Source organism: Micromonospora sp. WMMD712 (genome assembly GCF_029581295.1).
Taxonomy (GTDB): Bacteria; Actinomycetota; Actinomycetes; order Mycobacteriales; family Micromonosporaceae; genus Micromonospora; species Micromonospora carbonacea.
In genome coordinates, this window is the sequence record NZ_CP120743.1 from 4,770,521 (window position 1) to 4,784,375 (window position 13,855).

Here is a 13,855-nt window from a genome sequence, read left to right on the forward strand (position 1 = left end):
GTGTCGACGGGCGCGAGCTGTAACACTTGTCATCATGTATGGCAACGACTTCTCCGCCCCGGAGGACGCGCCCGGCGGTGGCCTGCTCGGCGAGGTGGCGGCGGCGGAGGCGGCGCTGCGCGAGGCGGCGGCCCGGCAGCGGGGCGGCGACGCCCCCGGCCCCGACGCCGACCCGGAGGCATACTTCGCCGACGTCATCGACGCCGACCAGAAGATCGAGCCCCGCGACTGGATGCCCGAGGCGTACCGGAAGACGTTGATCCGACAGATCGCCCAGCACGCGCACTCCGAGATCATCGGGATGCAGCCGGAGGGCAACTGGATCAGCCGCGCCCCCTCGCTCAAGCGCAAGGCCATCCTGCTGGCCAAGGTCCAGGACGAGGCCGGGCACGGCCTCTACCTGTACGCCGCCGCCGAGACCCTCGGCGTCAGCCGGGACGAGCTGGTGCAGCTCCTGCTCGACGGGCGGCAGAAATACAGCTCGATCTTCAACTACCCGACCCTGAGCTGGGCCGACGTGGGGGTGATCGGCTGGCTGGTCGACGGCGCGGCGATCGTCAACCAGGTGCCGCTGTGCCGCTGCTCCTACGGCCCGTACGCGCGGGCCATGATCCGGGTCTGCAAGGAGGAGTCGTTCCACCAGCGCCAGGGCTACGAGATCCTGCACACCCTCGCCCACGGCACCCCGGAACAGAAGGCCATGGCCCAGGACGCGGTGGACCGCTGGTGGTATCCGTCGCTGGCCATGTTCGGCCCGCCCGACGGCGACTCCACCCACTCCGCCCGGTCGATGGCATGGAAGATCAAGCGGTTCTCCAACGACGAGCTGCGCCAGCGCTTCGTCGACATGTGCGTGCAGCAGGCGGAGATCCTCGGCCTCACCCTGCCCGACCCCGACCTGCGCTGGAACGAGCAGCGCCAGGCCTACGACTTCACCGAGCCGGACTACGCCGAGCTGATGCGGGTGATCTCCGGCGAGGGCCCGTGCAACCGGGAGCGGATGGAGCACCGCCGTCGCGCCCACGCCGAGGGCGCGTGGGTCCGCGAGGCCGCCGCCGCGTACGCCGCGAAGCGGTCGACTGCGAGAGAGGCGGTGGCGGCATGACCGGGACCGACAGCCCGAGCCCCCTGTGGGAGGTCTTCGTGCGGGCCCGGCGCGGCCTGGCGCACACCCACGTCGGCAGCCTGCACGCCCCCGACGCCGAGCTGGCCCTGCGCAACGCCCGGGACCTCTACACCCGCCGCCAGGAGGGGGTGTCGATCTGGGTGGTGCCGGCCGCCGCGATCACCGCGTCCAGCCCCGACGAGAAGGACGCCTTCTTCGACCCGGCGGCCGACAAGGTCTACCGCCACCCCACCTTCTACGAGGTGCCGGACGGGGTGGCCCACCTGTGAGGCAGCCCTTCGACTTCGCCCTCGCCCTCGGCGACGACGCGCTGGTCGCCGCGCAGCGCCTCGGCGAGTGGACCAGCCGCGCCCCGGAGATGGAGGAGGACGTCGCGCTGGCCAACATCGCCCTCGACCAGCTCGGGGCGGCCCGGCTCCTGCTCACCTACGCGGGCGAGCTGGAGGGGGCGGGCCGCGACGAGGACGCGCTGGCGTACCTGCGCGACGACCGGGAGTTCCGCAACTGCCTGCTGGTCGAGTTGCCCAACGGCGACTTCGCGGTGACCATGGCGAAGCTGCTGCTCCTGTCGGCCTACCAGCTCCCGCTCTATTCCGCGCTGGCCGGCTGCGCCGACGAGCGGCTCGCCGCGATCGGGGCGAAGGCGCGCAAGGAGTCCGCCTACCACCGGGACCACGCCGCGCTGTGGGTGCGCCGGCTCGGCGACGGCACCGCCGAGTCGCACCGCCGCATGCAGGCCGCCGTCGACCACGTCTGGCCGTACGCGCACGAGCTGTTCGCGCCGTGGCCGGGCGCGCCGGTCGACCCGGCCGGCCTGCGCGGCGAGTTCGACGCGTACGTCGGGCCGGTGCTGGCCGAGGCGACCCTGACCCGGCCGGCGGACGGCTGGGCCCCGGCCGGCGGGCGGGCCGGCGTGCACACCGAGCACCTGTCCTACCTCCTGGCGGAGATGCAGGTGCTGCACCGCGCCCACCCGGGGGCGCAGTGGTAGACCCGAGGACGGCCGTGGCGGCGGTGGTGGACCCGGAGATCCGGGTGGTCACCATCGACGAGCTGGGCATCCTGCGGGCGGTCGAGAAGGACCCGGCCACCGGTCGGGTAATCGTGACCATCACCCCCACCTACACCGGCTGCCCGGCGATGGACGTGATCCGGGCCGACATCCGGCGGGCGCTGGCCGCCGCCGGGCACCCCGACGCCGACGTCCGCACGGTCTACAGCCCGGCGTGGAGCACCGACTGGATCTCCGCCGCGGGCCGGGCCAAGCTGGCCGCCGCCGGCATCGCCCCGCCGCCCGCGACCCCGGGCGGGGCCGCCCCGGCCGCCGGGGCCGGCACGGTCGTGCCGCTGACCCTCGCCGTCCGCTGCCCGCTCTGCGGCTCGGCGGAGACCGAGCAGGTCAGCCGGTTCGGCTCCACGGCCTGCAAGGCCCTGTGGCGCTGCCGCGCCTGCCGCGAACCCTTCGACCACCTGAAGGCGCTGTGACTGTCACGATCACCCGCCCGGCCCGCCGCCGGCCGGCCTTCCACCCGCTGCCCGTCGCCGCCGTCGACCGGCTCACCGCCGACGCCGTGGCGATCACCTTCGCCGTGCCGGAGGAGCTGCGGGCGCTCTTCACGTTCACCGCCGGCCAGCACCTCACCGTGCGCCTGCCCGCCAGCGCCCCGGGCGCTACCGGCTCCGGCGCGGCCGGCGGGGCGGACGTGCGGCGGTCGTACTCGATCTGCTCGACGCCCGACGACCTGGCCCGGCACGGTCGGCTGCGGATCGGGGTGCGGGAGGTCCCCGGCGGCGCGTTCTCGGCCTACGCCTGCTCGGTGCTGCGGCACGGCGACACCGTCGAGGTGCTGCCGCCGCTCGGGCACTTCACCACGGCGTTCGACCCGGGCCGGGCCCGCCGCTACGGCGCGGTCGCCGCCGGCTCCGGCATCACCCCGGTGCTCGCGCTGGTCGCCACGGCCCTGGCCGTCGAGCCGGCCAGCACCTTCACCCTGGTGTACGGCAACCGCACGGCCAACTCCGTGATGTTCGCCGAGGAGCTGGCCGACCTGAAGGACCGCTACCCGACGCGGCTGCACCTGGTGCACGTGCTGTCCCGGGAGCCCGGCGAGTCGCCGCTGCTGTCGGGGCGGATCGACGCCGACCGGCTGGGCCGCCTGCTGGACACGATCGTGCCGGGCGACGCGATCGAGGAGTGGTTCCTCTGCGGCCCGTACGGCATGGTGGTCGACGCGAAGGCGGTGCTCGCCGCGCGGGGCCTGCCGGAGTCGGCGGTGCACGCGGAGCTGTTCCACGTCGCCGAGACGCCCGCGCCGACGCAGCGCCGCCCCGCCGGGCCGACCGGGGACGCCGAGGTGACGATCGTGCTGGACGGCCGGGCGTCGACCTTCCCGATGCGCCGTGAGGAACGGGTCCTCGACGCGGCGCTGCGGGTGCGCGGCGAGCTGCCGTACGCGTGCAAGGGCGGGGTCTGCTCGACCTGCCGGGCGAAGGTGGTCTCCGGCGCGGTGACGATGGCCCGCAACTACGCCCTGGAGCCGGACGAGGTCGCCGCAGGGTACGTGCTGACCTGCCAGTCCACCCCCACCACCGACACCCTCACCGTCGACTACGACGCGTAGCAGGCAGGCGGGGCCGCTGGACACGACGGCGGGGCGCGGCCGCCGTGCTGGTATGAAGGGCGCTGTGGACAGGCGACGGGCCATCGTGGTCGGTAACAGTGACGGCATCGGGCTGGCGGTCACCCGTCGGCTGCTGGCCGACGGCTGGACGGTGGCGGGCCTGTCGCGCAGCAGCAGCCCGCTGACGTCCAGCGGCTACGCCCACCACCTCGCCGACGTCGCCGATGCCGGCTACCGCGAGGTGCTCGCCGGGGCGCTGGACACCCTCGGCGGGGTCGAGGTCTGCATCTACGCCGCCGGGATCGGTGACTTCTTCGACGTGGACGATCTGGCCGCGCAGACCAGGGCGCTGGAGGTCAACCTCGTCGGCGCCGCGCGCACCATGGAGGTGGTGGTGCCGGTCATGGCGCGCGCCGGGGCGGGGCACGTGGTCGGCCTGTCGAGCCTCGCCGACGTGGCACCCTCGGCGGAGGCGCCCGGCTACGCCGCAGGCAAGGCCGGGCTGTCGTCGTACCTGCTGGGGCTGGGTGGGGCCCTGCGGTCCCATGGGGTGCGGGTCAGCGTCGTCCGGTTCGGTTTCGTCGACACCAAGATGGCCAAGGCGCGGGTCAAGCCGATGATGCTGTCGGTGGACCAGGCGGCCGACGTGGTGCTGGACTGCCTGCGTACCCGCGCAGCGGTCGTCTCACGGCCGCGACGGATGGCGGCGCTGGCGCGTACCGCCGGGGTGGTGCTGAACGTGCGGGCGCGCCGGTGAGATCGGCCGCAGCGGTGAAGTCGGCCGCGACGGCGGCTGGCCAGGCTTTGTTACGGTCACGCCAGCAGCGTCGGTCGGACTGGGAGCGATGATGGAGAAGAGGCACGTCGGCACGTTGGTCGTCGTACTGGCTGTCGTGGCGGTCGTCGGAGCGGTCGGCGGCACCTACCTGGCCACCCGGGGCGACAGCGCGACGACGGACCGCACCGTGGACGCCGGCAGCACCATGGACGCGGGCCGGCAGACGGGCGGCCCCGAAGCCGACGGGGGAGCCGCCCCGGCCCAGCCGGCGCGCCCGTCGTCCGGCGCCACCACGGCCTCGCCCGATTCCTCCGACTCCTCGGGCTCATCGGGTTCGTCGGGTGGGGGGACGCGGACGTACCGCCTCGACCGGACCTTCTACAACCAGTCGTCGATGACGGTCACCCTGGTCAGCGCCGAGGTGACCGGGAGCAAGCTGCGGCTGAACGTCCGCTACCGCAACGGCTCGGCGACGGCCCCCTGGGCGCTGGAGTGCTCGCCCGTCGACGAGGACCGCGAGTTGGTGCTGCTCACCCTGGCCGACGGCCGGACCGTGCGCCCGGAGAGCACCTACTGCTCCACCCGGCCCGGCGAGTCGATCGAGCTCGCGCCCGGCCGTGACCTGGCCAGTTGGGCCGTGTTCCCGGTCGCGCCGCAGGCCGGCTCGTCGCTCGACCTGTCCTGGTACGACTTCCCCGCCACCGACCTCACCCTCCGCTGACGCGCTCTGTTGCGAGCCCTTCGGGCCTTGGACAGTTGCTGCACCGCTACCACCGACACCTCACGATCGACTACGGTGCCTGACCCATTGCCTCATCCCAAAGTTCCGGCCGAAGGTAAGCTGTACCTGCCAGGGGCAGTAGCCGCTGGAAGTGGACCCGGCAGCCTTCCGGACGGTGGGTGGGCCGGGTTTCGCGCTTTCGGCCTTGTCAGACCTGCCGCGCTCACTGAGCACGTTGGAGTCGTCAGCGCCGGTAGGGATCGGTGATCTCCCGGGGTCGGAGCGCGGGGGCGGCGAGTTCGCGCAGTGTGGCCGACGCGACGTAGTACCTGCCGCGCGTCTGACCGTGCTGTTGCAGGAATCCCGCTCTCACGAGAGCGCGAAGGTCACGAACTGCCTGGTCGTCGGTAAGGGCCTCGTCGCGCTGGTAGACGGTGCGGCGGACCCGACCGCCGGTCGCCGCGAGTTGCAGAGCGCTAACCACGCGCTCGGGGAGCCCGCCCTGACGGGCCCGGTCGTCGAGCAGTTCCCACAGACGGGCGGCCTGGTCGAGGCGCTGCCGGACCAACTGCGCCTGCTGGTGGTGGGCGCTCAGACAGAACCTGATCCACGGCCCGGCGTCGTTGGCCGGCTGCCAGCTCGGACCACCCACCTCGGCCAGCACGTCGTAGTAGGCGTAGGTGTTCCGCCCGTTGCCCAGCCACTCCTCGATGGAGGAGAACTCGGGGGCCAGGACGCCGTCGCGGGCCAGGACCAGGGTGTGCAGGCACCGCGACATGCGCCCGTTCCCGTCGCGCCACGGATGGATCTTGACCAGGTTCAGGTGCGCCATTGACGCGCGCACCAGAAGCGGGCTGTCGGGCTCTCCGTCGGCGAGCCAGTCGACCAGCTCGGAGACCAGGGCCGGCACCTCGTCGGCGTCGGGCCCCGTGTAGACGCGCCGGCCCGTGTGGGCCTCGTCGACGTAGATGTCACCGGGGCGGTACCGACCCGGCCACTTGGCCAGATCGTTGCGCATCATCATGAAGTGCAGGGCGTTGAGGAGCATGTGATGCCAGGCGAACTCCTGGGAATGCCCCAGTTGCTGCACGTAGGTGAGGGCGTCCCGGTATCCGGTGATGACGTCCCAGGTGCCCGGACTGGTCTCCATCGGGTCTTCCCCGGTCACCGCGGCTACGGCGTCGTCCAGGCCGACCTGATAGCCCTCGATCGAGTTGGACCCCTGGATGGCGTGGGCGATCAGTGACCTGCGCAGGTGCCTGATCCACCGGCGTGGCTCGGCGGCCTGAGAGGGTGGTTCGGTAGCTTTCGTCCAATATGGGTTTGGGCTGGCATGTGAATGTGAGCCGTGGTCGTAACCGGTAGGTCCGGCCGGCGTTGGGCTGATCATGGGTGAGCGTGCGGCGTATCCGAGTGACCTGACCGATGAGCAGTGGGCGGTGGTGGGTCCGTTCCTGCAGGCGTGGAAGGACCGGCATCCGTCGGTGTCGGGGCATCAGGGTCGCTACGAGCTGCGGGAGATCGTGAATTCGATCTTCTACCAGAACCGGACGGGTTGTCAGTGGGCGTACCTGCCGCACGATCTGCCGCCGAAGTCCGCGACGTATTACTACTTCGCCCAGTGGCGTGACGACGGCACTGACCAGGTGATTCATGATCTGCTGCGGTGTCAGGCGCGGGAGAAGGCCGGCCGTCGGGAGGATCCGACCGCGGTGGTGCTGGACACTCAGTCGATTCGGGCGGCCAACCACGTCCCGGCGGCGACGACCGGCAAGGACGCGGCGAAGAAGGTGCCGGGCCGTAAGCGGGGCCTGGCGGTGGACGCGCTGGGGTTGATCATCGCGGTGGTGGTCACCGCGGCGTCGGTCACCGACAATGCGATCGGTGTGAGGCTGCTGGACAACGTCCTCGCGCACACGCCGACGGTGACCAAGGCGTGGGTCGATGCCGGGTTCAAAGACGACGTGCAGATCCACGGCGCGGTCCGAGGTATCGATGTCGAGCAGGTCCTGCGGTCCGACACGACGGCCGGGTTCGTGCCGGTGAAGCGCCGGTGGGTGGTGGAGCAGACCAACGGCACGTTGATGCTGCACCGCCGTCTGGTCCGCGAGTACGAGAGCCGACCCGCCTCCGCGGTGTCACGCACCTGGTGGGCCTCGACGGCGAACCTCATCCGCCGGTTGACCGGCACCGCCACCACGTCCTGGCGCGACCAACGGTGACGCAGCCGACGCTGCTGGCCCTGCTCACCGAACGCGAGAACGCCGCCGGCCTGGCCGTCGAGCGGCTCCGCGCCCAGATCGCTTCCCTCGACGAGCAGCTCACCGCGGCCGAGACCGAGGTCGCCGAACTCGCCATCACCCGCAAGACGCTCCTGAGCCTGGGCGGCCCACTCGATCCGGCGGCACCTGCTGACCCGACCGTCGCCAGCCCCGCCTACCAACAGATCCTCGCCGTGTTCCACGGCGCCAACGCACCGATGCGCGCCAAGGACATCTGCCAGGCCCTCGCCGCCGGCACCACCGCGAAGGACACCGAGAATCTCCGCGCGAAGCTCAAACGCCTCGTCGCCCGCCAGATCCTCACCGAACCCGAGGCCGGACTGTTCACCCTGGCCCCGCCGACGGCGTCCGCGTAACCCCCACCACCAGGGCCGCTAACGAACCGTCAAACCCGCATCGGACAAAGCCTCCCGAACCACCCTCTGATAGCGAAGAGCCTCCCGCATTGTCTCCAGCTCGGCTAGGACGCGGTGGTCCTCGCTGGTCAGCCTCGGCGTCGCGTACAGCATGCAGGAATCATGGAGGCGTTTCAGGCTGCGGGTGGTCAGGCGCCTTCGCGTACGTGTGCCGTCCAGTCGGTGAGGTCGGGGTGGTGCTCCGTGAGGACGACCGGCTCGCCGCTCAAACTGTCCTGGTACGACTTCCCCATCACCGCCCTGACCCTCCGCTGACCCGACGACGGGCGTGGTGGCCCTCCGAATCTCGGACAGTTGCTGCGAGGAGCCGACCGCAAGTGTCCAAGGTCTGGACGGCGCGGCCGGCTCGTGCCGCGCCCCGGGCCGGGTCGGGGTCGGGGTCGGGGTGAATCTTGGAAGATTCCGGCCCCTGGAGGGGCCTCATTCTTCCAAGATCTCCTCTTTGTGAGAGGTGCGACGCGGGCTTCAACCCTTGCGTACGTGTGCGGTCCAGTAGGTGAGGTCGGAGTGGTGCTCCGTGAGGACGACCGGCTCGCCGCAGGCCTCCCCGATCATCTTGGCCGCGTCGTCCAGGTGTGCCGGCTGGTGATCCCAGTCGTCGTCGCAGAACAGGTGCAGGCCGACCTCGCCCCGGTCGTCGCCGAGCGCCTCGGCTGCGTCGGGCGGCACCAGCACCACCGTGTAGCGGGCGGCTTCCCGCTCCGCCTCGGTGGGTGGCTCCGGCTCGTCCCGCCGTCGGCGGCGGAAGCGTTCGACAACGGACGGGATGGGGCCGGGCGAGTCCGCCGGATCGTACGGGCGCAGCCAGGTGGGCTGAATGGTCCGCATCGCAACTCCTCAACTTGTGGCGACGATAGCTGGCAACGTTGCTTGCCATAGTTGCTTTGCGGTCGCCTGGAGTCAATACTCAACGCCACGGCGCGTGTCGTCAGAGTGACGGCCGGCGAGGTGGTGGAGGGGACGGCATGGCCAAGGCGAATCTGCCGACGGTCGTCGGGCGTGGGCTCGGCGGCGAGTTGCGCGAACTGCGGAAGGCGCGTGGGTTGCCGCTGCGGCAGGTGGCGACCCGGCTGGACTGGCAGGCGTCCAAGCTGTCCCGGATGGAAACCGGCATCCAGGGCATCCAGGCCGCCGACGTCGCCTCGCTGCTGGTGATCTACGGCATCACCGGGGAGGAGCGCAAGCGGCTGCTCGCCATGGCCGAGCGGTCGGCCGAGACCGGCTGGTGGGAGGCGATCGGCGGGCTGTCCGACGAGTCGCGCACGCTGATCCGGCTGGAGGCCGAGGCGGTCGGCATCGTGAACTGGGAACCGCTGCTGGTGCCGGGTCTGTTGCAGACGCCGGACTACGCCCACGCCGTGATGGTCGGCTGCGGGGTGCCGCCCGCAGACGCGCAGGGGCGGGTGGCGGCCCGGCTGGGCCGGCAGGCGATCCTGAGCCGCCCCAGCCCGCCCGCGCTCCACGCGTTGCTCGACGAGGCGGTGCTGCGCCGGGCGCTCGGCGGCCCCCGGGTGATGGCCCGGCAGCTCCGGCACCTGGTCGAGGCGGCCGAGCGGCCGACGGTGACGCTGCGGGTGGTGCCGCTGGCGGCCGGCGCGCACACCGGCCTGGACGGCTCGTTCGCGCTCTTCGACTTCCCGCGCAACCGGTCGGTGGTCTATCTCGACCACAAGCTGACCGGGTTGTTCCTGGAGGAGGCCGCGCAGGTGGCGCACTTCCGGCGGGAGGCGGATAGGCTGGCCGAGGCGGCGTTGAGCCCCGTCGATTCGGTGGCGCTCGTCGCGCGTTACGCGGCGGAGCACGAGCGAGAGTGAGCCGAGGATGACCACCCCCGAGCTGTCCGGCGCGACCTGGCGCAAGTCGACCCGCAGCGGATCCAACGCCAACTGCGTGGAGGTGGCGGAGACGGCGTGGGCGGTGGGCGTACGCGACTCGAAGGACCCGACCGGGCCGGTGCTGGCCTTCGACCGGCGGGCCTGGACCGCCTTCGTCGCCGGCCTGCCGGGCCGGGCCTGACCGTCCGCGTGTGGGCCTGGTTCTGCTCTCGGGCAGATCGTCGGGCGGCGACGCTCAGGTCGTGCTCATCGACCCCTCACCTCTTCGCGGAGCGCCTGGAGGGTGCGACGGCTGCGGACGTGGGTCCACTGCCCCCAGCCGTTGATGTCGTGGCCCACGCAGGCCTTGAGCGCGGGTGATGGCTTGGCAAAGGTGGACCCGTCGGGCAGCCTGATCTTCCCGTCCGCCGTGACGACGGCGCGATGAGTCAGACGCTTGCGTGTCTGCACGTGTTCGAGTTCGTCGCCCGGCTTCAGCAGCCCGGCCTTGACAAGGTCGGCGAGGTCGCCGGCACCCCGGGCAGCTGCCGCCACGGTGCCGGCATCGAGCTGCAACAACCTGCGAAGAACGTCGTTCTCGCGGTCGACGAACGGTCGCGCGTGTCGTTGCAGCAGGGCGTACACCTCGTCGTCGATCTCGATCCTGTGCATTGCCACTGCCCGCTCCTCTTGATCGACGGTCATCTGGTGGAGTGGAGGCCGGTGTGTGACATGAGAACGGTCACCAGGCCTGGGACGGAGGTGGAGGGGTTGCGGGCGGTCACCGGCTTCCCCAGGTGCAGGCGATCCAGCATGGCCGCCCTGCTGAATGCCTTCGCACGGCCAGGCCGTAGGGCCTCGAAGTCCACCTGCTTGCCTCGCAGGCTGTATCCGCACGGGTGCTGTTCGAGCCGACGGGACGCCTCGCTGGTGGTCAGGTAGGCGGTGAGCTCCTCGTAGTGCAGGAGCAGGTAGACCTCGAAGCACGGATTCGAGATGGCGCACCTGATGTCGTGGCGTGCCGCCAACGCGAGCGCGGGAGCGAGTCGGGAGTGCGCGCGGGGAGCTTCCACGTCGAAGACACACCACACCTCGTCGTACTCGTCACCGTTGGCTGCGGCCCGGGCCGCTTCGGCCACGGCCTTCTCGACCACGCCGTACGGCTCACCCCGGCCCGAGAAGACCTCGATCCGGATGGTGCTGGCCCGAAGCTCACGCCGTAACCCCTTGAAGTAGAGGGTTTCGGTGTTCTCGCCTTCGCAGCAGATCAGATAGGTTTTCCGCTCGTCGCGGCGACCTGGTCGACGCCGCAGCGGCGTGCCGGCCCGGGTCACTGCCCGGTTGTTCGAAGGCATGGTTCGGTGGACATGCCCCAACTCTACCCACTAAAGCACTGGCCACCAATGCACAACGCTCCAGTGTTTGAAGTTTAAAGGGTCAGGCCGCTCGGGTCGGCGGGACCAGGAGGTCCAGCAGTTCGTGATCCAGGAAGGGCACCGCCCCGTAGCGGCCCTTCAGATACCTGCCCTCGACATCGTCGAGCCCTCCGCGCACCCGGAACTCGCTGAGGGGGTACAGCCGGGTCGCCCCGGAGCCGTCCTTCTCGGTGAGCCACACCTGGTCCCTGGCGAGCCGGATCTCGCGGTGGCGGCCGAGAAGGCCGACGTCGTGGCTGTTGAAGATGAGCTGAGCGCCGTGCGGGTTGGTCTCCGGCTGATGGAACAGGCGGATCAGCGCGGCGGTGAGGAGTGGGTGCAGCTCGGCACCCAGGTCGTCGACGGCCAGTAGTCCGCCGACGTCGAGGGCTCGCACCGCCAGTTGCAGCAGATCGAACCAACTGCGGGTGCCTGCCGACTCCCACTGCCAGGGCAGGGTGGCCCTGCCGTTCTCGGTGGACGCGGAGTGCAGGAACTCGATCTGCGGCTCGAACGGCGCAGGCCCCCTGGTCGCATCGTTCTGGACGACCGCCGCGCCGACGATACCCAGGTCTGCGAAGCGCAGTAGCGCAAGCATCCGCTCGTCCGGCAGGGTGTGCGGCGGGCGCCGAGAAGGCGGCTCGTCTCCCGGCGCGATCATCTGCCGTGGGCTGAACCAGCGGTAGATGCGGCCAAGTTGGGCGTGGTTGTGGGTGGCGGCGGCGGAGAGGAACAGGCTGTTGGGCCGCACCGTCTCCGCGATCAGCTCACGTGGCCCCGTCAGGTGGTTGCCGAAGTGCAGGGAACTGCCCTCGCGTTCGAGGTAGACCTGCCGCCGTCCTTTGGGGAACGCGTACAGCCACTCCTGCTGGATCGCCTCGTCATTCAGTGCGAAGCCGAACTCGTATCTGACGTCGTCGACGACGAGGTCGAAGACGAACTCGCTCGGTCGGGTTCCGCTGTCGTCGTCGAGCCGAAACGGCCATCTGCCCGGGATCGGCTCCTCGGGCAGCCACCGCTGGTGGGAGAGGCGCACCGCGTCGCGGGCGAACCCCAGGGCCTTGATGACGTTGGATTTGCCGGAGGCGTTCGGCCCGAAGATGCCGGCGACGGGCAGCGCATCCAACTTCTCTCGCGGCACCGGGCGGGTGGCGAGGCCTGGATGCGGGTCGCTCGCCACGAGGCTCAACTCGGCCTCGTCCCGCAGCGAGGCGAAGTTGGTCACCCGGAAGCGTAGAAGCATCGCCCGTACTCCAATCCTTTAACAGTGGATACTTTACCTCCTCTCACTCCCCTGAGCGTCAGAAAGTGACGCTCAGGGCCTGCTGGTGGCCCATGGAGCCACGTGTCGTGGCTCACCGGATCGGCTCTGGGTAGGGTGCGGGCGGCTGCCGGCGCGTGCGACGTACGCTCGGAGGCGTGACGGTGAGCCGGGAGATCGACGACATCCTGCAACGCGGCGCGGACGGCGGGCGGATCACGCCCGAGGAGGCCCTGCTGCTCTACACCGAGGCGCCCTTCCACGCCCTCGGTGAGGCGGCCGACGCGGTGCGTCGGCGGCGCTACCCCGACAACATCGTCACCTACCTGATCGACCGCAACATCAACTACACGAACGTCTGCGTGACGGCGTGCAAGTTCTGCGCCTTCTACCGTGCGCCCAAGCACAAGGAGGGGTGGACCCACCCGACCGAGGAGATCCTGCGCCGCTGCGGCGAGGCGGTCGAGCTGGGCGCGACCCAGGTCATGCTCCAGGGCGGCCACCACCCCGACTACGGCGTGGAGTACTACGAGGAGCTGTTCTCCTCGGTCAAGCAGGCCTACCCGCAGCTCGCCATCCACTCCATCGGGCCGAGCGAGATCCTGCACATGGCCAAGGTCTCCGGCGTGAGCCTCGACGAGGCGATCGCGCGGATCAAGGCGGCCGGGCTCGACTCGATCGCCGGGGCCGGCGCGGAGATGCTGCCGGACCGGCCGCGTAGGGCGATCGCCCCGCTCAAGGAGTCCGGCGCGCGCTGGCTGGAGGTCATGGAGCTGGCCCACCGGCAGGGCCTGGAGTCGACCGCCACGATGATGATGGGCACCGGCGAGACGGCCGCCGAGCGGATCGAGCACCTGCGGATGATCCGCGACGTGCAGGACCGCACCGGGGGCTTCCGGGCGTTCATCCCGTGGACGTACCAGCCGGAGAACAACCACCTCAAGGGGCGCACCCAGGCGACGACGCTGGAATACCTGCGCCTGGTCGCGGTCTCCCGGCTCTTCTTCGAGACGGTGCCGCACCTCCAGGCGTCCTGGCTGACCACCGGCAAGGACGTCGGCCAGCTCGCCCTGCACATGGGGGTGGACGACCTCGGCTCGATCATGCTGGAGGAGAACGTGATCTCCTCGGCGGGCGCGCGGCACCGGTCCAACCTGCACGAGCTGATCGGCATGATCCGGTCGGCGGACCGCATCCCCGCCCAGCGGGACACCCTCTACCGCCGGCTCGCGGTGCACCACACCCCGGCCGACGACCCGACCGACGACCGGGTGGTCTCGCACTTCTCCTCGATCGCGCTGCCGGGCGGCGGGGTCGGGAAGACCCTGCCGCTGGTCGACGCCCGCTGACGGGAGGGCGATCCCCGGGCCGCACCCGACCGTGACGCACGGTGTCGACGGCGGTCCGCAACGTGACCGCCC

17 protein-coding genes are annotated in these 13,855 nt (G+C 71.0%); 12 read left to right on the forward strand and 5 right to left on the reverse strand.

The window, feature by feature from the left end:
• The first annotated feature begins 34 nt into the window (after positions 1–34).
• The 7 genes from paaA (at position 35) to O7633_RS20795 (ending at position 5,246) form a co-directional block, all read left to right on the forward strand.
• Positions 35–1,105, forward strand: coding sequence for a 1,2-phenylacetyl-CoA epoxidase subunit PaaA (gene paaA / locus O7633_RS20765; protein ID WP_282323593.1), 1,071 nt, complete (start codon positions 35–37; stop codon positions 1,103–1,105).
• Entirely contained in the window at positions 1,102–1,395 is a 294-nt protein-coding gene (gene paaB, locus O7633_RS20770) for a 1,2-phenylacetyl-CoA epoxidase subunit PaaB (RefSeq protein WP_282323594.1), read from the forward strand. The genes paaA and paaB overlap by 4 nt, the downstream gene beginning before the upstream one ends.
• Positions 1,392–2,117 carry a 1,2-phenylacetyl-CoA epoxidase subunit PaaC gene (gene paaC, locus O7633_RS20775; protein WP_282323596.1) on the forward strand — a complete coding sequence of 242 codons (726 nt, stop codon included), beginning with the start codon at positions 1,392–1,394 and terminating at the stop codon, positions 2,115–2,117. The genes paaB and paaC overlap by 4 nt, the downstream gene beginning before the upstream one ends.
• Positions 2,111–2,611: a 1,2-phenylacetyl-CoA epoxidase subunit PaaD gene (gene paaD / locus O7633_RS20780; protein ID WP_282323597.1), complete on the forward strand. Its 501-nt coding sequence runs from the start codon at positions 2,111–2,113 to the stop codon at positions 2,609–2,611. The genes paaC and paaD overlap by 7 nt, the downstream gene beginning before the upstream one ends.
• Positions 2,608–3,747, forward strand: coding sequence for a 1,2-phenylacetyl-CoA epoxidase subunit PaaE (gene paaE / locus O7633_RS20785; RefSeq protein WP_282323598.1), 1,140 nt, complete (start codon positions 2,608–2,610; stop codon positions 3,745–3,747). The genes paaD and paaE overlap by 4 nt, the downstream gene beginning before the upstream one ends.
• Before the next feature lie 64 nt (positions 3,748–3,811).
• On the forward strand, positions 3,812–4,504 hold the full coding sequence (locus O7633_RS20790; protein WP_282323599.1) for an SDR family NAD(P)-dependent oxidoreductase: 693 nt from the start codon (positions 3,812–3,814) through the stop codon (positions 4,502–4,504).
• 91 nt (positions 4,505–4,595) lie between these two features.
• On the forward strand, positions 4,596–5,246 hold the full coding sequence (locus O7633_RS20795; RefSeq protein WP_278130984.1) for a hypothetical protein: 651 nt from the start codon (positions 4,596–4,598) through the stop codon (positions 5,244–5,246).
• A gap of 244 nt (positions 5,247–5,490) precedes the next feature.
• Here the strand turns inward: O7633_RS20795 and O7633_RS20800 are convergent, their stop codons facing one another.
• Positions 5,491–6,396, reverse strand: a complete 906-nt coding sequence (locus O7633_RS20800; protein WP_282323600.1) for a Fic family protein — start codon at positions 6,394–6,396, stop codon at positions 5,491–5,493.
• Positions 6,397–6,634: 238 nt separating this feature from the next.
• Here O7633_RS20800 and O7633_RS20805 point away from each other — a divergent pair, with 238 nt between their 5' ends.
• Positions 6,635–7,468 (forward strand): IS5 family transposase, encoded by an 834-nt coding sequence (locus tag O7633_RS20805; protein ID WP_278127551.1) that lies wholly within the window; start codon positions 6,635–6,637, stop codon positions 7,466–7,468.
• Entirely contained in the window at positions 7,465–7,884 is a 420-nt protein-coding gene (locus O7633_RS20810; protein WP_278127552.1) for a hypothetical protein, read from the forward strand. The genes O7633_RS20805 and O7633_RS20810 overlap by 4 nt, the downstream gene beginning before the upstream one ends.
• A 525-nt stretch (positions 7,885–8,409) precedes the next feature.
• On the opposite strand, the gene O7633_RS20815 is transcribed toward O7633_RS20810, so the two are convergent.
• Positions 8,410–8,772, reverse strand: a complete 363-nt coding sequence (locus O7633_RS20815) for a hypothetical protein (protein WP_282323601.1) — start codon at positions 8,770–8,772, stop codon at positions 8,410–8,412.
• A 137-nt stretch (positions 8,773–8,909) separates the two neighbouring features.
• Between O7633_RS20815 and O7633_RS20820 the strand changes: the two genes are divergently transcribed.
• Together O7633_RS20820 and O7633_RS20825 are read left to right on the forward strand one after the other, a co-directional pair.
• A complete protein-coding gene (locus O7633_RS20820; RefSeq protein WP_282323602.1) occupies positions 8,910–9,758 on the forward strand; it encodes a helix-turn-helix transcriptional regulator in 849 nt (282 codons plus the stop codon).
• 7 nt (positions 9,759–9,765) lie between these two features.
• On the forward strand, positions 9,766–9,960 hold the full coding sequence (locus O7633_RS20825; RefSeq protein ID WP_282323603.1) for a DUF397 domain-containing protein: 195 nt from the start codon (positions 9,766–9,768) through the stop codon (positions 9,958–9,960).
• Positions 9,961–10,025: 65 nt separating this feature from the next.
• Here the strand turns inward: O7633_RS20825 and O7633_RS20830 are convergent, their stop codons facing one another.
• From O7633_RS20830 to O7633_RS20840, 3 genes are all read right to left on the reverse strand, one after another.
• Positions 10,026–10,463 (reverse strand): hypothetical protein, encoded by a 438-nt coding sequence (locus tag O7633_RS20830; protein WP_278130994.1) that lies wholly within the window; start codon positions 10,461–10,463, stop codon positions 10,026–10,028.
• Positions 10,460–11,113, reverse strand: a complete 654-nt coding sequence (locus O7633_RS20835) for an RloB family protein (protein WP_282323604.1) — start codon at positions 11,111–11,113, stop codon at positions 10,460–10,462. Before O7633_RS20835 ends, O7633_RS20830 begins: the two co-directional genes overlap by 4 nt.
• A gap of 82 nt (positions 11,114–11,195) precedes the next feature.
• The gene (locus O7633_RS20840) at positions 11,196–12,416 is read right to left on the reverse strand and encodes an ATP-binding protein (RefSeq protein WP_282323605.1); all 1,221 of its coding nucleotides are present in this window, start codon (positions 12,414–12,416) and stop codon (positions 11,196–11,198) included.
• Positions 12,417–12,592: 176 nt separating this feature from the next.
• Here O7633_RS20840 and mqnC point away from each other — a divergent pair, with 176 nt between their 5' ends.
• Positions 12,593–13,783, forward strand: coding sequence for a cyclic dehypoxanthinyl futalosine synthase (gene mqnC, locus O7633_RS20845; protein WP_282323606.1), 1,191 nt, complete (start codon positions 12,593–12,595; stop codon positions 13,781–13,783).
• Positions 13,784–13,855 lie beyond the last annotated feature (72 nt).